Raw genomic sequence first — 19,578 nt, 5'->3', positions numbered from 1 at the left:
ATGTACATACCCGATCACTTCAAGGAACCGTCCACCCAGGTGCTGCACGGCTTCATCGATCAAAATCCGTTCGGCATCCTGTTCACCAATGGCGCTGGCGGCTACGACGCCAATCACCTGCCTTTCGAGCTCCAGCCCGAGCAAGGGCCGCAGGGCACGCTGCTCGCACACGTAGCGCGCAACAATCCCGTGTGGCAGGACGTGCAAACTGGAGACAAGGTGCTGGTCGTTTTTCAAGGCGCGCACGCCTATGTGTCGCCCACCTGGTATCCAAGCAAGCAGGAACACCACAAGCAGGTGCCAACCTGGAACTACATGGTGGCCCATGCCCATGGGCGCATCACAATCCGGGACGATGAACGCTATGTACGAGGGGTGGTCGCCCGGCTGACCCGCAGGCACGAAGCCAACTTGCCACAGCCCTGGAAAATGACAGATGGCCCCAAGGAGTATATCGACTCCATGCTCAAGGCCATTGTTGGTATAGAAATAGAAATCACCAGCCTGGTCGGCAAGTTCAAGCTAAGCCAGAACAAAGCGCCACAAGATATACACGGCGCCGGTATTGCCCTGAAAGAGCAGGGGCATACCGTGCTTGGCGATGCCATGCTGGCTGCCCCTGCCAAGGGTTAAAAGCGAGGCAAGCAAACTGATTCAGTTGCCCACGCTACGGCTTTCGCTTATGCGCTAGCCGTAGCGGCACGCTTACGTTTTGCGAACCAACGTCCGACCACCACAATCAACACGGCACCGGCCACCTCAGCGGCCAGCTTCACGGCGCCCGAAGGTTCGCCAAACTGCTCGACGATGACGATGTCCGTGATCAGCATGCCACCGGCGATCCAGCCCAGCAAGGCGGCACCAAAGGTTACAACACTCGGGTAGCGGTCGATAAGCTTCAATACCAAAGTACTGCCCCAGATAATGATGGGTATGCTGATGATCAGGCCGAATGCGACCAGGCCGATCTGATGATCAGGGTGGGCACCTTGTGCAGCACCCGCAATGGCAATCACGTTATCCAGGCTCATCACGAAGTCGGCCACAATAATGGTTTTGACTGCAGAGGCAATGGATGTGCCACCCTTGACATTGCCATGGGCGTCTTCGTCAGGAATCAGCAGCTTGATACCGACCCAAATCAGCAGTACAGACCCGACTATTTTCAGGAAGGGTACGCTCAGCAGCGTCAGGGCAAAGGCAATCAAGGCAACGCGCAAGATGATGGCGCCTGCCGTACCCCACAAAATGCCTTGCATCCGCTGTTTGCGTGGCAAGTTCCGGCAAGCCAGTGCAATAACCACGGCGTTATCGCCTCCAAGCAGAATATCGATCAGAACAATCTGAAAAACGGCTGCCCAACTCAGGGTTTGTAAAAATTCAAGCATCAATCACCCTTTAAGTGAATGTAATAATTTAGTAGAGAAACGGATCGGACTGGCTGCTTCGACCCGCCTGCTTGAATTGCATAAGATGCAGACAAGGGAAGCAGCGAATAAAAACAAAAATGGCCTGATCCGTCAGGACTCAGGCCACAGCTATCGCTGGAGTATAGACCTTGCCCTTAACGGCAAGGTCTTGCTTGCAACATGGTGTGTTGCCCGAGCACCGGGAGTTTGCAAAAACCTGCAAAACTGCCGTAATGACGATGCTGCGGAAAGAAAGCTACTCCCCTTGATAGGCGTAAGTGTAATGGCATATGGTGCAAAGTCAAGCACCAAACTGTTACGACGAGCTCCTTAAACGCTTCAACAACACGGGTAAGAACAGAAACAGGAAGGACAGGGACAGGAAAGTAATCGAGATAGGCGTTTCAACCAGGACCGACAGCTTGCCCTGCCCGGCCGCCAGGGCGGTACGAAGTTGCGTCTCGGCCAAGGGCACCAGGATCAGACCGATCAGCAATGGCGGTATGGGAAAACCATAAACCCGCATGGCGTAGCTGACTACGCCCAGTCCCGCCATCATGGCCAGATCAAATACCGAGCCTGATACGCCCCAGATCCCCATCATGGCAAACACCAAAATGCCTGCATACAACTGTGGCTGGGGAATTTTCAGCAGCTTGACCCATATACCCACCAACGGCAGGTTAAGGATCAAGAGCATGACGTTGCCGATGTACAAGGAGGCAATCAGCCCCCAGATCAGCTCAGGATTGCTACTGAACAGAAAAGGCCCCGGCTGCAGGCCGTAATTCTGAAAAGCCGCCAGTAAAATGGCCGCCGTGGCCGACGTTGGCAAGCCCAGTGTCAAAAGCGGCACCAGCACCCCGGCCGCCGACGCATTATTGGCGGCTTCAGGGCCAGCGACCCCTTCGATAGCCCCTTTGCCAAACTCATCCTGATGCCGTGACAGCTTTTTTTCGAGCGTGTAAGACAGCATGGTGGGTATTTCGGACCCGCCCCCAGGGATGGTGCCAATAGGAAAGCCTATGGCGGTGCCACGCAGCCAAGGCTTCCAGGAACGGCGCCAGTCTTCACGTGTCATGAAGGCCCTGCCCTTGATTGCAACGATATCGTCCGGAGCATGCGCATAGCGGCTGGCCACGTACAGTATTTCGCCAATGGCAAATACCGACACCAGCACCACGGTCAGCTCTACACCATCGAGCAGGTCAGGCATGCCAAAGGTCATGCGTGGCTGGCCCGTCATGGCATCAATGCCAATTACACCCAGCGCCAGGCCCATGAACAGTGACACAAACCCGCGCACCCGCGAGGCCCCCATCACCACCGCCACCGAAGTGAACGCCAGAATAGTCAGTGCAAAGAAGTCGGCCGGCTTAAGCAAAAAGGCCAGCTCCGCCACAACCGGTGCGGCAAATGTCAGGGCCAGGGTTGCAATGGTGCCGGCAACGAAAGAGCCTATGGCCGCCGTGGCCAGTGCCGCAGCACCACGCCCTGACCGCGCCATCTTGTTGCCTTCGAGCGCAGTCATCATGGAACCGGCTTCGCCGGGCGTGTTGATAAGAATCGAGGTGGTAGACCCGCCGTACATCGCGCCATAGAGCACGCCGGCAAACATGATGAAAGCCGATACCGGACCTACTGATATCGTGACAGGCAACAACAAGGCTATGGTCAATGCCGGACCAATACCCGGCAGAATGCCTATGGCCGTACCCAGTATCGACCCGATCAAGGCCCACAAGAGGTTGATGGGTGTGAGAGCGACCTCAAAGCCGTGCAGCAGTAGTCCCAGGGTATCCATTACCAGCCCGCCAAAGGAAGAAAGCCGCCCAGATCAAGGCCCAGCCAGCCGAACAAAAGCCAGCCCAAGCCCGCCAGCACCAGGCCGATTATCAGGTCGGACACCAAGCGCGGCGATCCAAATGCACGCGCCACCAGCATGAACGACAGCATGCCGGTCAGGGGCAAACCCAGCATATCGATGACCAGCGCCGGCAATATGGCTGCCACCAGGGCGGTGAAGAAAGCCCGCTTATCCATGGGTTGGCCAGCGGCCGCATTTTCGGTATCTTCTGGCTCGAACACTTCGCCTTGAGCAATCTGGATCAGGAGCAACACACCCAGACCTATCAGGCCCACGCCCACACCGATGACAAACATGCCCGGGCCAATAGCCGCATACTGCGCCGTTGCAGCCAACTCGGTCGAGGCATAAATACAGACTGACCCCATGAGGATCACAGCCAGCCCCAACCACCAGGGGCGTTCACGCAGCAGCGTCATCAATATTCCTTCTGTTCAACACACTCAGAGCCTGCTCGCAAGCAAGCCCTGAGAAAGCTGCGCTACTTGCTCAGCCCCGCATCCTTGAGGATCTGATTGATGCGCGTGCTTTCGGACTGAATGAACTGACCGAAGGCGTCGCCCGGCAGGAAATAGCCATCCCAGCCTTGCCTGTCGAGCACCGCTTGCCACTCTTTGCTTTCGCTCAGTTTGCTGAAGCGCTCGACCCATTCTTTATAGTTGGCCTCGGGCATATCGACCGAACCCAAAATGCCACGCCAGTTGGCGACCTCAACGTCATAGCCCGATTCCTTGAACGTTGGCACGTCTTCCAGACCCTTCATGCGTTCGGCAGTGGTAATACCCAGAATGCGGATACGACCTTCTTTGGCAAACTGCTGGAACTCGGAAATGCCCGAAATACCCGCCTTCAGCGTTCCGTTGACAATACCAATAACAGTGTCTGCACCACCTGCCTGAGGAATATAGTTCAGCTTCGGTACGGCCACGCCTGCGCTTTGCGCCAGTAACGCCAAGGCAATATGGTCAACACCACCCGCCGATCCGCCACCAACGGCTGTGGCGCCAGGGTCGCTCTTGAGCGCGGCAACAAAATCATCCAGCGTCTTGTAAGGAGAGTCGGCCTTGACCGCCAGCACCAGATGCTCTGCCGTGAGGCGTGCCACTGGCTTGAACTTGCTGAGATCAACCGGCGATTTATTTAACGTAATCGAGCCCACGGTAATGGCACCGAATACCGCCAGGGCGTCGGCCTTGCCCTTTTCTGCCCGCTGGAACTCGGCCAAACCAATCGTGCCGCCCGCTCCGCCCTTATTGGTGAAGTTGACAGTACCCGTATAAATTCCCGCATCGTTCATGGCCTGAAACGCCTGGCGTCCGGTGGAGTCCCAGCCTCCGCCGGGGTTGGCAGGCAGCATCACGCTGACTTGCGCTTGGGCAGCACCTGCGCACAGCGCGGTGGCTATGGCCAACGATTTCAATAAACGGGTCACTCTCATTGTTGTCTCCTGGGATTCATTCTTACTATGCGTCGTGCGACACACTTGCGGGCAGAGTAAGCCCGTGATAATTAGCTGTCAAGGCAGCAAGTTAGTAGGCTCCCATGTAGTCACGCTTGCCTATGGCAAGGCCGTTATGGCGCAATAGCGCGTAAGCTGTCGTTACATGAAAGAAAAACTGCGGCAAACCATAATTGGCCAGATAGGTTTGGCCGGTTAATTTTTTTTCCTTGGGTGTTCCGGGACGCAATATGATTTCGCGCGATTCGCTGCCGTCAAACTGGGCAGCGTCCACACCGCCGATGAATGTCAATGTCTCCGTCAACAGCGCATCGAGATCGGCAAAGCTTTTCTGAGTGGCTTCGTACTTGGGTACTTCAATACCAGCCAAACGCGCCGAAATGCCACGCGCAAAATCAGCCGCTACCTGCACCTGCTTGATCAATGGAAACATGTCCGGATACAGCCGTGCCTGCAACAATGCATCGGGCTCCAGCGACTTGGTTTCAACCTGGACATCAGCCTGAGCCAGTATGGTCTTCAGGGCGGTCAGCATCTGCGTGAAAACAGGAACGGAGTGGGTATACATCGGGCTGGTCATAAACGTCCCTTGAGGTGTGTAAGGTGGCCTGCCACTATAGCAGGCTTGTTATTGTTTATTTGGCTTTCAGTCCAGCTCTCTGGACGACAAATACCGTTTGCGCGCCAGATAAACAAACAGCACAGCGGCAATGAACACCATGGACGACAACGCCCACCAGAAGCCACCGGCGGCGTGCAGCCATGGGATGTATTCAAAATTCATGCCGAAAATACCGGCTATGAGATTAAGCGGTAAAAACACCGCTGTCACCGCGGTCAGCGTACGCATCACGTCGTTGGTGCGGTTGCTTTGAATATTGAAATGAATCTGCACCGCTGTTTCGGCACTGCGCTCTAACTGATGCACATGCTGTGATACCCGTTCGATATGCTCAAGTACATCGCGACTGCGCACCAGCAGTTGATCGCGCTCGTGCTGCTCCGCAGGGCTTTGCGGCGCTGGCTGATCTTCCAGCACATCCATCCATCGATCGAGCGCATTGCGCTGGTCGTCGCAAATATCGTAAATATGATGAAGCGCCTGTCGGGCCGCCAGCAAGGCCTCCCAGTTGTCGAACCGGACATTGGGACGCAGCAGCCGCTGCTGCCAATGATCCAGCTGACGCGTCATCACCTTGCGCAGATCAAGATAACCATCAATCATCAGGCTGACCACACGCAGCATCAGTTCGGCCGGCGTATCCGGCAGCCGTGCCCCTCCTACCGCTCCGCCAGTATTGGCCGTCATCGCCCGGTCGGACATCGCACCGGCAAGCTGCTTTAGCCGCTGCACATAGGCCGCCTGTATGCTGCAGTTATCGGGATGCACACTAAGCAGTACTTTGTCGAACACCACGAAGCCTACAGGAACCGTCTGCGCTTTACGCGCTGCAGGCACGACGTTCTTGCTGTCCTCTTTTCCATGAGTTGGCGCAGTCGCTTCAGGCGATGATGACCGCGCATCGCCATCCGTCAGACGACGTATGACCAGCATGTCGTAAACCGAGGTGTAGTCGAAATGCGAGCGTAGCTGTGCATTAAGCAAATCAGATACATGGAGATCCAGCAGCGGCATACCTGTTTGCTGGATAAGCCAGTTCTGCACATGACCAACGTCCTGGGCAAAGCCGCTGCGCGCTATAGCCAGCCACACGAAGCCGCTTTCGGGTATTTCTGCAGGCAAGGTATCAAGCGCAACAATGGATTTACCAGGGCAGATCAAAAAGGCACGCAAGCTGTTCATTGAAACTCCCATGAGCACGGTTTGCGCCATCATACCTAAAGAGCGGCTGGGATCGTACGGCTATAAAGATGGCCTTCTTAAGTGCCAGTCTGTGGCCTTTTGGAATGCATGTCCCATCCGTAACAGCAACGACTCGCTATATGGACGGCCAATAAGCTGAAAACCTGTCGGTAAATGTTCCCGAGCATCCGCCGTTTCGCATACGCCTCCAGGTAACGCCAAAGTTGGTAAGCCCAAGAAATTCAACGGCCTCGTCAAACGTGTCAGTTCGCCACGTAAAAACTGAGACTGATCATGGATTTCATCAAAATCGGCAATGCGAGGCGTAGCAAGAGGAAATACTGGTGCCAGGAGAACATCAACATTAGCCATGACTGTCTGCGAAAAACGCATCAGTAGAGGCCCTCGTAGCGCCAGTGCCCGTAAATACAACTCAGCAGGAATGGGCACCCCTTCTTTCAAACGCGAATATGTAAACTCCCCGACCTTGGACGCGTTCGGCTGAAATAGATTGTGAAACATAGCCGCCGCCTCAGCACGAATCACCAGGATGGCCAGGGCATTCACATCATCGTATGGGAAATCCGGTACTTCATGAATCTCCGCACCAAGCTGACGGAACAATTCAAGATTTCTCTGTACCATGGCTTGCACATCAGGATGCAGTCCGGATGAAAAATAGGAACCTGGAATTCCAATACGCAGTCCGCGAACCGAAGCCTCCAGGCTGCTGGTATAGCGCCCTCTATAGGGCGCTGGGACACTGCCGGCATCAGCCATATCATGCACCGCAATTGCCTGCAGCATCAGAGCGCAATCACGTGCGCTACGAGCGATCGGGCCAAGGTGATCATTGCTAAAACTTAAGCTCATTGCACCCGTACGGCTAACTAATCCAAATGTAGGCTTCAGGCCTGTAACACCACACAAGACCGAAGGGATACGAATGGAGCCACCGGTATCACTGCCAATTGCACCATCAACGGCACCAGCAGCGACCACCGCAGCCGATCCACTTGATGAACCTCCGGGAATGTATTCGGTGGACCAAGGGTTACGACAATGACCAGCCATTTCATTGGCCCCTGATGGGTCGAACGCCAACTCAGTCATCTGGAGCCGAGCCAGATTCAATGCATCCTCATCCTGGAAAAGTTGAAGAACCTTTGCGCCTGCCGATGCCAAACCAAGTGGGCCAGCCATGCCACAGCCTACCTCCCGCTGCGGCCAATGCAATAGGTCTTTATGCGCGAGCGGCATGCCACCAAGCAAGCCCAAGGTTTCCCCGGAAGCCAGCCGCGCATCGAGCCGGCGAGCTTGCTGCATGGCCGAATCATGCAGCACCTCAATGCACGCATTGGTGGCTGCGTGTACTTGCTCCAGGCGATCCAGCGAAGCCTGCGCCAACTCCTGCACAGTGATTGACTGATCAGCCAGCCGCTCTCGTTTTGCCCACCAGTCATCCCACTCGAACTCAGCCGCATGCGCGGGTTGCCCTTCTGCCAAGGCCTTGCCGGACTCAGGCTGGGCCGTCGCATGTAGCGCCTGAGCCATAGAAACAGGTACCAAACCAAAATGAGTATTGGTCTCTGATGCTAGGCTTTTGACGATACCCTGCCATTTCATGATGGAACTATCGCCTTCATTTGCTGAAGCACCCACTTGGCTTTCCTCGATGCGCATTGAATTGATTAACAGTGGTAGTTGAAACTTATAACTTTTGTATATTGCCTGCCGTAATCACTTCATCCCATTTTTTCAATTCACCGGTAATGAACTCCTCGGTTTGTTGCCGGGTCTTGGGCAATGGTTTCGCTCCTAGGTCTCCAACAAATTTCTTCATAGTGTCTTCGGCCAGAATTTCATTCAGTGTCTTGTTCAGAGAGTTTGCAATTTCCTCCGGTATGCCTTTCGGTGCACCAAGAAAGAACCAAGCCGAAACATCAAAGCCTTTCAGGCCATATGGTTCACCAGCCTCGGAAAGTGTTGGCAAGTCAGGGAATAGAGCGAGCCGCTCAGTGCCTGTTACAGCCAGTGCACGTAAGTTCCCCGCTTTTACATGAGGAGTGGACGACGGCATATCGTCAAACAAAACATCCACATGACCACCCAATAAGGCATTTACTGCAGGCCCACTTCCCGAGAAGGGAACATGTTCCATCTTCGTCCCTGCCTTTATGTTGAACAACTCGCCAGCCAAATGAATGGTCGTACCACTTCCCGAAGAAGCAAAATTAGCATTGTCTGTCTTGCCATGACGGACCAAGTCCTCAATGGTCTTAATGGGAGAGTCCTTATTCACAACGACAATTTGTGGACTAGCTGAAATCGTTCCAATAAGTGTGAAATCTTTGATGGGGTCATAACCCGGGTCTTTATACAAATTTGGCGCAACCCCGTGTGATGCTACCGTTCCCAGATATAAGGTATATCCATCGGCTTTTGCTCGGGCAACGTAAGCCGTACCAATATTTCCGCCGGCCCCTGGCTTGTTCTCTACTAAAAATGTCTCCCCATATTTCTCGGACAATTCTTGCGCGAGTTTTCTTGCCAAAGTATCAGTTGAGCCACCAGGCGCAAATGCCACAATGATATTGACAGGACGTTCCGGCCATTTTTCTTCTGCATGAGCAGGCATAGCGCATGTCAGACCAACCGTCATGGCCATTGTGCCAACCATCGACGTAATTCTGCTGTAACTCCACATATCAAACTCTCCTAAGTAGCTGCTATATCTATGACGATGGAAGCAAGTATCTATTGTGTTTTTCTTATCTCTTGAACAACCATATCCATCAGTTCGCAACATATTCAAGGCAGGCACTTATATTGGCAAGCCGCTTTGTTCACAAGCTGGACATATTGCGAACGCATAGGGAATCGGACAGTGCTGGTGCTTACACTCTTTTAAACAGAATAGGAAAGCCGTCCGTCGTCTCATAGACGGATCGGCCGGTAATATGATCTTGCGCAATGTCCTGCGACACATCGTTGGTTATGATTATTTAAAGGGCCGTGCACCATGGGGATGAGCCGGTCGCGATGCCGGGATGGATGTTCACGATTATCCGAACACGCACACTCAGCGGATCGTTGATTACAGGCTATTTTCAAAGGTGTTTCCATGACAAGAATACGGTGGGTTTGCGGCTTTGGCCTGATGCTGGTGACCGCGCTGTGGCTGTCCGCGCATCCACAAATCCTAGGGTTGCGTGAACTCTTCGCCATGCGCCACGAATGGGTACTTCTCACGGGTTTGTTGGCGTTTGTGGCCATGGCGGTTGCGGTCATCTTGTCGCTACGCCCGGTGACGGTGGAGCCTCCACTGGGCGGACTAGACAAAATGTACCGTCTACACAAATGGCTGGGGGTCACCGTTCTGCTGATGGGGGTGGCGCATTGGTTATGGATCAAAGCGCCCAAGTGGGCCGTGGATTGGGGGTGGGTGGTGCGCCCGCCAAAGGGGCCGCGTGCCGAACTTTTCGGTCTTGAAGCGACCATACGCCAGCAGCGCGGCCTGGCGGAAACCATGGGCGAATGGGCTTTCTATGCGCTGCTGATCCTGGTGGCCATCGCCTTGATTCACAGAATTCCCTATCGGTATTTCCGCAACACGCATCGCTTGATGGCCGTGGTAGCACTGGTGTTCTGCTGGCATGCATTAATACTCACCGAGTACGCTGACTGGGCCCGGCCCGTTGGGTGGCTGACGCTGGTGTTGGTTGCCGGCTGTGCGGCGGGTGCAATGATTGGCCTGTTTGGTCATATCGGGCGCAAGCACCGCGTGATGGCGCGCATCATCCAGTTGACGCGTTTTCGCGAGAATCACGTGCTGAAGGTGGTGCTACACCTGGAGCAACCCTGGCCCGGCCACAAGTCGGGACAGTTCGCATTTGTCACCTTCGATCCGCGCGAAGGCGCACATCCCTTCACGATCTCATCCGCCTGGTCAGGCGACGACAGCCTGTATTTTCTCATTAAGGGGGTAGGCGACTACACGAAACGTCTGCCGGATCTTCTGCTCGAGGGCGGGAAAGCAACGGTGGAAGGCCCTTATGGCACCTTCCAGTTCGATGGGCCTCAACAGCGGCAGATCTGGATCGGAGCTGGCATCGGCATCACCCCCTTCATTGCGCGCATGCAGGCGCTGGCCATCACGCCCGACAACCGAAAAATCGACCTGTTCTACGTCACACAGTTGCCGGATCCTGTCTTTGTACAGCAGGTCGAGGGGTTTGCGCAGGCGGCCGGGGTCACGCTGCACATCCACATCAATGGCCGGGATCCACGCCTGACGGGCGAAGTGGTCCGGGACCTGTTACCCGACTGGAAGTCCGCCAGCATCTGGTTCTGTGGCCCACTGGGCATGGGCGATACCATACAGGCTAATATGCAGCGCTGGGGCCTGGCCCCTGACGCCTTCCATCGCGAGCTGTTCCAGATGCGCTGACACGCTCGCACTGATTCACAAAAGAACCCTCTAAAGAAGGCTGAGCCTCCAACCCAAATCAGTCGCTAAGCAAACAATAGAGAAGTCAGACTATTCCAGCCTTTAAAGAAATATTTTTCTACATCCGAAAGGCATCAAACATGTAGGTGAACCCATAATGTGAGAAACCACCCCTATACATATCAATGGTTTACACGATAAGTGGACCCATAAGTTGCGGATCTCTTCCAAAATCGGTGGCCTCTCAAGTCATTAGAAAACGCCCTCTCTGGGTGTATCCATCACATGCGTCTCAGGCCCGCATCTTAGAATCTGCAGTATGACTTAAGAAGTTAAATAGGAGCCATATTCATGCCGTGGTCGCTTTCCACCCTCTCGTTCAGGCTCCCGTTGAACTCCAACTTCCTCGTACCCGGAAACAGTAAGACAATACACAACACTTTATTGCTTAGAAAGCAATGCATCCATTACTGGCGGATTTGTGCGCGCGCCGGATAAACCATCATCCGAGCAGGTCAGGTGGGCGCGATACAGCGTTGCTGCTGTTCACCAAGACCTTGTATACCCAACTTCATAACATCCCCCTCGCGCAGGTAAAGCACAGGCGATTGTCCCATGCCGACTCCCGCAGGCGTGCCCGTCGAGATGATGTCACCGGGCTCAAGTGTCATGAACTTTGAAATATAGCAGATCAAGGTTTTAACGTCGAAGATCATATTTGCCGTGGAGCCATCCTGGTAACGTTTGCCATTCACTTCAGTCCAAAGCCGCAAGGCTTGAGGGTTTGGCACTTCGTCGCGGGTGACCAGCCAGGGACCGATGGGTGCAAATGTGTCGTGGCCCTTGCCCTTGTCCCACTGGCCGAGGCGTTCAAGCTGATAGGCCCGCTCCGATACATCGTTGACCAGGCAATAACCGGCTACATAATCCAGTGCCTTGGCTTCATCTACATACTTGGCGCGCCGGCCAATAACCACACCGAGTTCCACTTCCCAGTCTGTTTTTTCGCTGCCTCGTGGGATCTCCACACCATCATAAGGGCCGCAGATGGAAGAGGACGGCTTAAGAAACAGTATGGGTTCCGTTGGGGTTGCGGCGCCGGATTCCTTGGCATGGTCTGAATAGTTCAGCCCCACGCATACTATCTTGCCGATCTTGCCCACGCAGGGCCCGATGCGTGGTTCGCCTTCTACCACAGGTAGATCTTCAGGCTTAAGGGAGGTGAGCTTCTTAAGCCCGTCTTGTGCAAGCAGAGCGCTGTCGATGTCGGGTACAGCCCCTGAGAGGTCGCGCAATACACCTTGTGCATCGAACAAGCCGGGTTTCTCGGCGCCGGACGCGCCAAAACGAACTAACTTCATGTGTTTGCCTTGTAGTTGATGATAAGAGGGTGTGTCATGCGGTTTCCAGGTCTTTGGGAGCGGGCGCACCTTTGGCGGGGATACCTTCGCGCCGACTCCAGCCCGATCGCTCATCCAGTTCAATGAATTCTGGCGCCAGCTGGCGTATGCCTGGGATTTGCACCCATAGCCGTAGCATATGCCGTTTTTTCTCGAGCTCTTCGTGATCTTGGTAGTCTGTCCTGGAATGCAATACCAGATAGTTGTTGCAGAACTGCATGTCTCCGGGTTCCATCATCATGGAATACACCAGGTCTTCCCGTTTGGATAATTGCTCCATGTAGTCAAGTACCTCGTACTCTTCATCCGTGAAATCTATACCGAGTTTCTCTTGAGCAGTTTCCATGGACTTGCGTACATAGCGTATGCTTAAATCACCACCAAAATAGCCGAAAACCGGTACGTAATCGCTCAGGGCGCCCTGATACTCGGTCTCTTCTCCGCGCCGGTCGTAAACAAAGCCCCTATGCAACAGGTCCAGGTATTGTGGACGCTCGCGCAGTATCTCGTTATACATGGTAATGCCGCTAACAACGGAGCTGAGCCCACCTTCCACTGCCTTGTTAAAGCAGAGCAATCCGACGACATCAGATGGATCGCAATGAAAGGGCAGATGGGCACGCGTCTGATAGCCACGTACATTTAGCGCGTCGTAGTTCAGGCCTTGGTCACGTACATGGCCAAGGCGATGCCCTGCCGCGTTCTGCGACACGCATTTCCCCATAAGAGTACCCAGACCCCAAAAGAACATTTCTACTTGTTCTGTACTGTAGTCGGCAGCCGGAAAACCCCGAATCATGCCAAAGCCACGCTTGCCAACGTCGTTATCGCTAAAGTCTTTTAGGAAGGCTGCAAACGAGTCTGCTTTGAAGTCTTTTTGCGTTACGGTATCTAGCGTGCGGCCTTGGTTTACCAGTTTGTTGATAGCGCTATCGATTTCACCTAAGTGCTCAGCAGTCAGGTGACGGATCCAGGCATCGCTGCCTTGGTAAGTGCTGGCATTCCAAGCGCTCTCATCGTGTATCAATTCCAGGCGTCTGGGCCGTAAGGAGCTGGCTTGATAGCTGGATGACTGAAAAGGTGGTCGTTTGTTCAACGTTTGAGTGCTCATGTATTGCTCCTTATTGAATACGAGCGCCAGCGGTGTCGACGATTTGCTTCCATTTTTCACGTTCACTCTTAGCAAAGGCGGTGAATTCGTCGGGGCTGCTTGGCTTGGGTTGAGAATCAAGCTCAGACAATTTCTGACGCAAGGCTTCATCTGACAATGCGGTATGGACGGCGGCGTTCAATTTGTCTATGACTGCCTGAGGCGTACCCTTGGGAGCCAGCAGCCCTAGCCATACTGACACGTTGAAGTCCTTAAAGCCCTCTTCAGCTATTGTGGGTATGTTTGGTGCAAAGCTTGCGCGCTCTGCACCCGTGACGGCCAGGGGTCGTAGTCGGCCGGCCTCGATAAAGGACAGAGCCGAAGGAATATCGGGTATACCCACCTGTACTTCGCCGCCCACCAGTGCGCTCACCAGGGGGCCGCTACCCTTATACGGTACATGCACCATGTCTATATCAGCACGCTGTTTGAGCATTTCCATGCCAAGATGCAGCGTGCTGCCATTGCCGGCAGAGCCGTAGTTGATTTTGCCTGGGTTTTCACGCGCTAGCGCGATCAGTTCTGGCAATGTCTTCGCCTTGACTTCCGGATTCACCACTAGAACAAATTGCCCGGTGTTGACCATCGATATTGACTCGAAGGCGGTAGCCGGATCATAGGGCAAGGAACCATACATGGCGGGAGCTACCGCCATCGTTCCTACGGTGCCCATTAGAATGGTGTAGCCATCTGGTGTTGCGTTGGCGACATAATTGGACGCGATGGTGCCTCCGGCGCCCGCCCTGTTTTCGATCACGATTGGCTGGCCTAATGCCTGCTGCATTTTCTCGGCCAGTAACCGTGAAACGATGTCTGTAGTGCCGCCTGGGGCCAGAGGCACGACCAAATGCACCGGCTTTTCAGGAAAGGCGGCGTATGCTGGACCTGCAGCAATAGCCGCTGCGAGCGTGGCTACATGTAGTAACTTCATTTGGTTTCTCCTTTGGTTGCTGGAAAGAATTGTTAGATGTTCTTGTTCTGTTTGTGAGCTGACTTGGCGCTTAGGTGGCGCGTATTCCTTCCTTATTCGAAAGGTGCAGCACACGGCTGCGTAGAATATGGCGGCGTACTGCGGTCACCACGCGATCTGCATCACGTTGGGCAAATGCACTGACTATGTCCTGATTCTCTTGAAATACTTCTTCGGCACGCCAAGGCAAGCGCCATACCAGTATGCCTCCTACAAGTTGAATCTGGTCGCTAATACCCGCCAACATTGTGCTGAGCACGCGATTGTTGGCGCGTTCGGCAATTGATGTGTACACACTGCGTGCCATACGTATGGATTCCACCGGCCGACCATCCCGGACCAGTTTTCCTGACTTGGCGACTATCGTTTGCAGCGAGGCGACCCATGCATCATCCGCATAAGCCAGAGCCTTGCGGGCCGCTTTAAGCTCCAGGATTTCACGAACATCAAAAAGGTCTTCGATGTCCTTTAGCGTCATGCTTCGTACCGTAAAGCCCCAACCGGTTTTTTCCACCAGTCCGTTCTGCTCAAGCTGTGCAAAAGCTTCGCGCACGGGAGTGCGGCTGGAACCAAGCGCTTCGGCGATCTCGCTGCCGATTAGGCGCTCACCAGGTAGGTAAACCCTATCCAGAATCTTTTCACGGATATAGTTGTAGGCCCTGCTAACGTTGTCGTTCGGATTGGTTTTCATGTGCTGATTTTTAGGGCCATAGGCTGGCCTATACGCATTTCAGGACTAAAAGAACTAAATTGAATTCGATTTGAATTCGATTTGAATTCAATTTAGTTCTTTCAAATGTGTATTGTCAACTTCGGGAAAGTCGCTATTCGTTACAGGGTCTTTTTGAAGCGTGCGATATCGTCGTCTTGATAAGCCTGGATTGAAACAATAGAGCCGTGGCTTACAGGGTCAGCTACTGTTGATCCGGCCTTCAAATAGTTTCAAGCGGTGTACTTTAAAGTGCGCCGGATCCCGCGTTTGCAGTGTGATCAACTTGTCGGCGGTCATAACCTCGATAAACGGCTTCTGGTCTGAGAACGTCGGCCAGACTTTAAAGACCTCCACGTCCGCATTGGCCATGGCGCTCGGGCTTGGGTTATCCCTTAGCAGCCTGGGCTACTGCCATACGTCCCAAATCCGCAACTCGAATCAAGCCGCCTCGCCGTAGCCCGTTTGGAAGAGACAAAGCACCAACAAGCTCCACCTCGCCTTGCATGTTACGAGCTAATGCGGATGCCTTGGGGTTCATGGTTTTCGCAAGACTAGCCAAGGGAATGTACGTTTGTCCAAACTCGAGCAAATGCTGTGGAAGCACCACTCTACCTTGCTGGCCTGGCAGTCCCGCATAGAGAATATCAATAAAAAGCAAGTGACCCATAAGCTTCTCAACTTATGGGTTCACCTACAAACAAAATCAAACGTCAATATTCCCCGCCTGCAGTGCATGCGTTTCTATGAACGCCCTGCGTGGCTCGACGTTGTCACCCATCAGCGTGGTAAAGATCTCGTCGGCCGCGATGGCGTCTTCGATTTGCACACGCAACAAACGGCGAACCGTCGGATCCATGGTGGTTTCCCATAGCTGTTGCGGATTCATCTCGCCCAGGCCTTTGTAGCGCTGTTTGCTGATGCTGCGGTCGGCTTCGCTACGCAGAAACTGCATGGCTTCGCGGAAATCCGAAATGTATTTTTCTTTGCGCCGGTCGCCCTCGCCACGTGCGATTTGCGCACCCGGTCCCATAAGGCCGGTAAAGGTTTGGGCTGCCTTGGCCAGCACAGCGTAATCGGCACTGCGTACAAAGCCCCGGTCAAAGACGCTGACCCGAACGTTGCCATGATGCATGCGATTCAATATCAGACGCCATGCATCGCCTTCTTCATTGGCTTCCACGCTTACCGTAACGCCATTGGGCACAGCAGGATCATCGACTGCCTTGAACAAGCGCTCGGCCGAAGCGGCAGCCTGGTCGGCGTCCGTCAGATTGATTTCCACCCCTTCAGCCATGGCCGACAGGGCTTCGATATCCAGGGAGCGCGACAGGCGATTGATCACCGAATCTGCCAATATGTATTGACGTGCCAGCTCTGCCAGTGCATCGCCCGAGATGGGTTCGGCGCCTTCCTTGACGGTCAGGACTGCGTCTTTCAGGGCTACCTGCAGCATGAACTGGGCTTCTTCGGCAGCGTCGATCAGGTAACGCTCTTCACGGCCTACCTTGACCTTGTACAACGGGGGCTGTGCAATATACACGTGACCACGCTCGACCAGCTCAGGCATCTGACGATACAGCAGAGTCAGCAGCAGGGTACGGATGTGCGCGCCATCGACGTCGGCGTCGGTCATGATGATGATGCGGTGATAGCGCAGCTTGTCTATGTTGAAGTCGGGCCCTATGCTGGTGCCCAGCGCGGTAATCAGGGTGGTGATTTGTTCACTGGAGATCAGGCGGTCGAAACGTGCCTTTTCTACATTCAGCACTTTGCCGCGCAAAGGCAGAATGGCCTGGAATTTACGGTCACGGCCTTGTTTGGCCGAGCCGCCTGCCGAGTCACCCTCAACAATATAGATTTCGCACAGGGCGGGATCTTTTTCCTGGCAGTCTGCCAGTTTGCCTGGCAGACCGGCCCCTTCAAGCACGCTTTTACGGCGTGTCATTTCGCGCGCCTTGCGGGCGGCATCGCGGGCACGCGCGGCCTCTATCACCTTGTTGCACAGAGCTTTGGCATCGTTGGGATTTTCAAGCAACCAAGTTTCCAGCGTGCGGGCCACGGCCTCTTCTACTGCAGGACGCACTTCGCTCGACACCAGTTTATCTTTGGTCTGGCTGCTGAATTTAGGCTCGGGTACTTTTACCGACAGCACGCAAGCCAGTCCTTCACGCATGTCGTCGCCAGTGGTGTCAACCTTGGCTTTCTTGGCCAATTCGTTATCGGCGATGTACTTGTTCAGTACCCGTGTCATGGCTGCACGCAAGCCAGTCAGGTGGGTACCACCATCGCGTTGCGGAATATTATTGGTGAAGCACAACACCGTTTCGCTATAGCTGTCGTTCCATTGCATGGCCACGTCGACACCAATGGCGGTGTCGCCCACTGTGGATTCAGTACTGACCGAAAACACATTGCCATGCAATACCGTCTTGGCGCGATTGATGTATTCGACAAAGCCTTTGACGCCGCCCAGAAAGGCGAAGTTTTCTTCCTTGTCGTTGCGCTCGTCGATCAGGCGAATTTTTACGCCATTGTTCAGGAAAGACAGTTCGCGCAGGCGCTTGGCCAGGATTTCATAACTGTACTCAATGTTCTCGAAGATTTCGTCGTCGGCCAGAAACTGTACGCGCGTACCCGAGACATCGGTGGAGCCGGTGACTGCCAGGGGCTCGACGCGCTCGCCGCGCCGGAACTCCATTTCGTGGACTTGCCCATTGCGGGAAATCGACAGGCGCAACCATTGGGACAGTGCATTCACGCACGATACGCCCACACCATGCAGGCCGCCTGATACCTTGTACGAATTATGATCAAACTTGCCGCCGGCATGCAGCTCGGTCATGACGATCTCGGCTGCACTGCGACCGAACTCATCGTCTTTGTGGATATCGGTGGGAATGCCTCGCCCGTTATCGCTGACCGAAATACTGTTATCTGCGTGGATGGTTACGACGATATCATCGCAATAACCGGCCAATGCTTCGTCGATGGCGTTATCGACGACTTCGAAAACCATATGATGCAGGCCGGTTCCGTCGGAGGTGTCGCCAATGTACATGCCCGGGCGCTTGCGTACAGCCTCTAGCCCCTTGAGCATTTTGATGGAGTCCGCACCGTATCCGGTTGCAGCGACATTCGTGGTTTGATCTGACATAGTTTATGAAAACCTTATATACGCCTTGCGGCTATGAGGTGCCCCAGGCGGGTGGCCCAGGCACACTTCGTTCAACGCGACATTACAGAAGCTCAGATGCGCATCGGCATGACGACATATTTGAATTGGTCGTCTTCTGGCGACGTGATCAGCGCCGATGCATTGACATCGGGCTGCACCGACCACTGTATGGTTTCGGTCTTGACGTTGGCCAGGACATCGAGCAAATAGCTGACGTTAAAGCCTACATCAAGCGGCTCGTGGGCATAGTCGATATCGATTTCTTCCTGAGCCTCTTCCTGCTCGGCATTAGAGGACGATATCTTCAGCTGGTTGTCGGACAGCTGCACACGCACGCCCTTGAGCTTGTCGGTGGTAAGAATGGCGGCACGCTGCAAGCTGCCTTGCAGGATTTCACGATTGACGGTGAAGTGCCGGGTGTAATTGCTGGGAATGACACGCGTAAAGTCGGGGAACTTGCCTTCGACCAGCTTGGATACCAGCTCGACGTCACCAAAACGGAAACGAATCTGGCCGGTGGCCACATCGATGGATACAGGCTCGTCGGTATCGCCAAGCAAGCGCTGCATTTCAAGGACGGTCTTGCGCGGCACAATGACATCGTGCTTGCTTTCTATACCTTCGACTACGGTGCCGCTGTGGGCCAACCGGTGGCCATCAGTGGCCACGGCACGCACAAACCCCGGTTCGAAGACAAACAGCAGGCCGTTCAGGTAATAACGTATGTCTTGCTGAGCCATGGCAAAGTGCACCATGTTGAACAAATGCTTCAGTGTTTTTTGCGGCAATGAAAACGAGACATCCCATTTCTCGGGCTGGGCCAGGGTAGGGAACTCGGCAGCACCCAGCGTCTGTAGCGCAAAACGACTTTTGCCCGACTGTACCGACAATTTGGAGCTGGCCAGCCCCAGCTTGATGTCGCCTGAATCAGGCAAGGCGCGCAGAATATCCAGCAACTTGCGTGCGGCAACGGTGGTCGACTCGTTGTCGTTGCCCACCCCAAACTCGGCATGCGTCGTAATTTGTACCTCGAGATCGGTCGCAATGAATGCCACGCTATTGCCTTCTTTGCGCAGCAGAATATTGGCCAGTATAGGCAGCGTGTTTCTTCGTTCAACGATGCCCGCTACGGTCGATAACGGCTTGAGCAATGCATCACGAGTCGCTTGTACGAGTTGCATG

General features: G+C 54.3%; 17 protein-coding genes. 2 read left to right on the top strand and 15 right to left on the bottom strand.

The features are described 5' to 3' along the window. Positions 1-633 carry an FMN-binding negative transcriptional regulator gene (locus tag ERD84_RS03740; RefSeq protein ID WP_130038263.1) on the top strand — a complete coding sequence of 211 codons (633 nt, stop codon included), beginning with the start codon at positions 1-3 and terminating at the stop codon, positions 631-633. A gap of 47 nt (positions 634-680) precedes the next feature. Here the strand turns inward: ERD84_RS03740 and ERD84_RS03735 are convergent, their stop codons facing one another. The 8 genes from ERD84_RS03735 to ERD84_RS03700 all read right to left on the bottom strand — a co-directional run bounded on the left by ERD84_RS03735 (position 681) and on the right by ERD84_RS03700 (position 9,207). Further along, positions 681-1,388: a TerC family protein gene (locus tag ERD84_RS03735; protein ID WP_130038262.1), complete on the bottom strand. Its 708-nt coding sequence runs from the start codon at positions 1,386-1,388 to the stop codon at positions 681-683. 337 nt (positions 1,389-1,725) lie between these two features. Beyond that, positions 1,726-3,213 (bottom strand): tripartite tricarboxylate transporter permease, encoded by a 1,488-nt coding sequence (locus ERD84_RS03730; protein WP_130038261.1) that lies wholly within the window; start codon positions 3,211-3,213, stop codon positions 1,726-1,728. Then, complete coding sequence (locus ERD84_RS03725; RefSeq protein ID WP_130038260.1) at positions 3,213-3,695, bottom strand: tripartite tricarboxylate transporter TctB family protein; 483 nt, start codon at positions 3,693-3,695, stop codon at positions 3,213-3,215. Before ERD84_RS03725 ends, ERD84_RS03730 begins: the two co-directional genes overlap by 1 nt. 62 nt (positions 3,696-3,757) lie before the next feature. Beyond that, positions 3,758-4,714: a Bug family tripartite tricarboxylate transporter substrate binding protein gene (locus tag ERD84_RS03720; protein ID WP_130038259.1), complete on the bottom strand. Its 957-nt coding sequence runs from the start codon at positions 4,712-4,714 to the stop codon at positions 3,758-3,760. A 91-nt stretch (positions 4,715-4,805) separates the two neighbouring features. Then, a complete protein-coding gene (locus tag ERD84_RS03715; RefSeq protein WP_130038258.1) occupies positions 4,806-5,315 on the bottom strand; it encodes a DUF1993 domain-containing protein in 510 nt (169 codons plus the stop codon). Positions 5,316-5,381: 66 nt separating this feature from the next. Further along, entirely contained in the window at positions 5,382-6,539 is a 1,158-nt protein-coding gene (locus ERD84_RS03710) for a magnesium transporter CorA family protein (RefSeq protein WP_130038257.1), read from the bottom strand. A gap of 60 nt (positions 6,540-6,599) precedes the next feature. Next, the gene (locus ERD84_RS03705; protein ID WP_130038256.1) at positions 6,600-8,222 is read right to left on the bottom strand and encodes an amidase; all 1,623 of its coding nucleotides are present in this window, start codon (positions 8,220-8,222) and stop codon (positions 6,600-6,602) included. A 28-nt stretch (positions 8,223-8,250) separates the two neighbouring features. After that, the gene (locus ERD84_RS03700; RefSeq protein ID WP_167667236.1) at positions 8,251-9,207 is read right to left on the bottom strand and encodes a Bug family tripartite tricarboxylate transporter substrate binding protein; all 957 of its coding nucleotides are present in this window, start codon (positions 9,205-9,207) and stop codon (positions 8,251-8,253) included. A gap of 456 nt (positions 9,208-9,663) precedes the next feature. Between ERD84_RS03700 and ERD84_RS03695 the strand changes: the two genes are divergently transcribed. Further along, on the top strand, positions 9,664-10,989 hold the full coding sequence (locus ERD84_RS03695; RefSeq protein WP_130038254.1) for a ferredoxin reductase family protein: 1,326 nt from the start codon (positions 9,664-9,666) through the stop codon (positions 10,987-10,989). A gap of 515 nt (positions 10,990-11,504) precedes the next feature. Here ERD84_RS03695 and ERD84_RS03690 read toward each other — a convergent pair. From ERD84_RS03690 to dnaN, 7 genes are all read right to left on the bottom strand, one after another. Beyond that, positions 11,505-12,350, bottom strand: coding sequence for a fumarylacetoacetate hydrolase family protein (locus ERD84_RS03690; RefSeq protein WP_130038253.1), 846 nt, complete (start codon positions 12,348-12,350; stop codon positions 11,505-11,507). A 34-nt stretch (positions 12,351-12,384) separates the two neighbouring features. Then, positions 12,385-13,500: a TauD/TfdA family dioxygenase gene (locus ERD84_RS03685; protein WP_130038252.1), complete on the bottom strand. Its 1,116-nt coding sequence runs from the start codon at positions 13,498-13,500 to the stop codon at positions 12,385-12,387. Positions 13,501-13,510: 10 nt separating this feature from the next. Further along, on the bottom strand, positions 13,511-14,470 hold the full coding sequence (locus ERD84_RS03680; RefSeq protein ID WP_130038251.1) for a Bug family tripartite tricarboxylate transporter substrate binding protein: 960 nt from the start codon (positions 14,468-14,470) through the stop codon (positions 13,511-13,513). Between the two features lie 70 nt (positions 14,471-14,540). Beyond that, the gene (locus tag ERD84_RS03675; protein WP_130038250.1) at positions 14,541-15,200 is read right to left on the bottom strand and encodes a GntR family transcriptional regulator; all 660 of its coding nucleotides are present in this window, start codon (positions 15,198-15,200) and stop codon (positions 14,541-14,543) included. Between the two features lie 406 nt (positions 15,201-15,606). Further along, positions 15,607-15,888: a hypothetical protein gene (locus ERD84_RS03670; protein ID WP_130038249.1), complete on the bottom strand. Its 282-nt coding sequence runs from the start codon at positions 15,886-15,888 to the stop codon at positions 15,607-15,609. Between the two features lie 36 nt (positions 15,889-15,924). After that, positions 15,925-18,375, bottom strand: a complete 2,451-nt coding sequence (gene gyrB / locus ERD84_RS03665) for a DNA topoisomerase (ATP-hydrolyzing) subunit B (protein ID WP_130038248.1) — start codon at positions 18,373-18,375, stop codon at positions 15,925-15,927. Between the two features lie 92 nt (positions 18,376-18,467). Next, positions 18,468-19,577, bottom strand: a complete 1,110-nt coding sequence (gene dnaN, locus ERD84_RS03660; RefSeq protein WP_130038247.1) for a DNA polymerase III subunit beta — start codon at positions 19,575-19,577, stop codon at positions 18,468-18,470. Between the last annotated feature and the right edge of the window lies 1 nt (position 19,578).

The sequence above is a fragment of the Pollutimonas harenae genome, assembly GCF_004153685.1.
Taxonomy (GTDB): Bacteria; Pseudomonadota; Gammaproteobacteria; order Burkholderiales; family Burkholderiaceae_B; genus Pusillimonas_C; species Pusillimonas_C harenae.
The sequence above is the reverse complement of the archived record's forward strand: the minus strand, read 5'-3'. Positions and strand labels throughout refer to the sequence as shown.

Coding starts and splice junctions, on each gene's coding strand:
- ERD84_RS03740 (WP_130038263.1), top strand. CDS start 1: ATGTACATACCCGATCACTTCAAGGAACCGTCCACCCAGGTGCTGCAC.
- ERD84_RS03735 (WP_130038262.1), bottom strand. CDS start 1,388: ATGCTTGAATTTTTACAAACCCTGAGTTGGGCAGCCGTTTTTCAGATT.
- ERD84_RS03730 (WP_130038261.1), bottom strand. CDS start 3,213: ATGGATACCCTGGGACTACTGCTGCACGGCTTTGAGGTCGCTCTCACA.
- ERD84_RS03725 (WP_130038260.1), bottom strand. CDS start 3,695: ATGACGCTGCTGCGTGAACGCCCCTGGTGGTTGGGGCTGGCTGTGATC.
- ERD84_RS03720 (WP_130038259.1), bottom strand. CDS start 4,714: ATGAGAGTGACCCGTTTATTGAAATCGTTGGCCATAGCCACCGCGCTG.
- ERD84_RS03715 (WP_130038258.1), bottom strand. CDS start 5,315: ATGACCAGCCCGATGTATACCCACTCCGTTCCTGTTTTCACGCAGATG.
- ERD84_RS03710 (WP_130038257.1), bottom strand. CDS start 6,539: ATGAACAGCTTGCGTGCCTTTTTGATCTGCCCTGGTAAATCCATTGTT.
- ERD84_RS03705 (WP_130038256.1), bottom strand. CDS start 8,222: ATGCGCATCGAGGAAAGCCAAGTGGGTGCTTCAGCAAATGAAGGCGAT.
- ERD84_RS03700 (WP_167667236.1), bottom strand. CDS start 9,207: ATGGCCATGACGGTTGGTCTGACATGCGCTATGCCTGCTCATGCAGAA.
- ERD84_RS03695 (WP_130038254.1), top strand. CDS start 9,664: ATGACAAGAATACGGTGGGTTTGCGGCTTTGGCCTGATGCTGGTGACC.
- ERD84_RS03690 (WP_130038253.1), bottom strand. CDS start 12,350: ATGAAGTTAGTTCGTTTTGGCGCGTCCGGCGCCGAGAAACCCGGCTTG.
- ERD84_RS03685 (WP_130038252.1), bottom strand. CDS start 13,500: ATGAGCACTCAAACGTTGAACAAACGACCACCTTTTCAGTCATCCAGC.
- ERD84_RS03680 (WP_130038251.1), bottom strand. CDS start 14,470: ATGAAGTTACTACATGTAGCCACGCTCGCAGCGGCTATTGCTGCAGGT.
- ERD84_RS03675 (WP_130038250.1), bottom strand. CDS start 15,200: ATGAAAACCAATCCGAACGACAACGTTAGCAGGGCCTACAACTATATC.
- ERD84_RS03670 (WP_130038249.1), bottom strand. CDS start 15,888: ATGGGTCACTTGCTTTTTATTGATATTCTCTATGCGGGACTGCCAGGC.
- gyrB (WP_130038248.1), bottom strand. CDS start 18,375: ATGTCAGATCAAACCACGAATGTCGCTGCAACCGGATACGGTGCGGAC.
- dnaN (WP_130038247.1), bottom strand. CDS start 19,577: ATGCAACTCGTACAAGCGACTCGTGATGCATTGCTCAAGCCGTTATCG.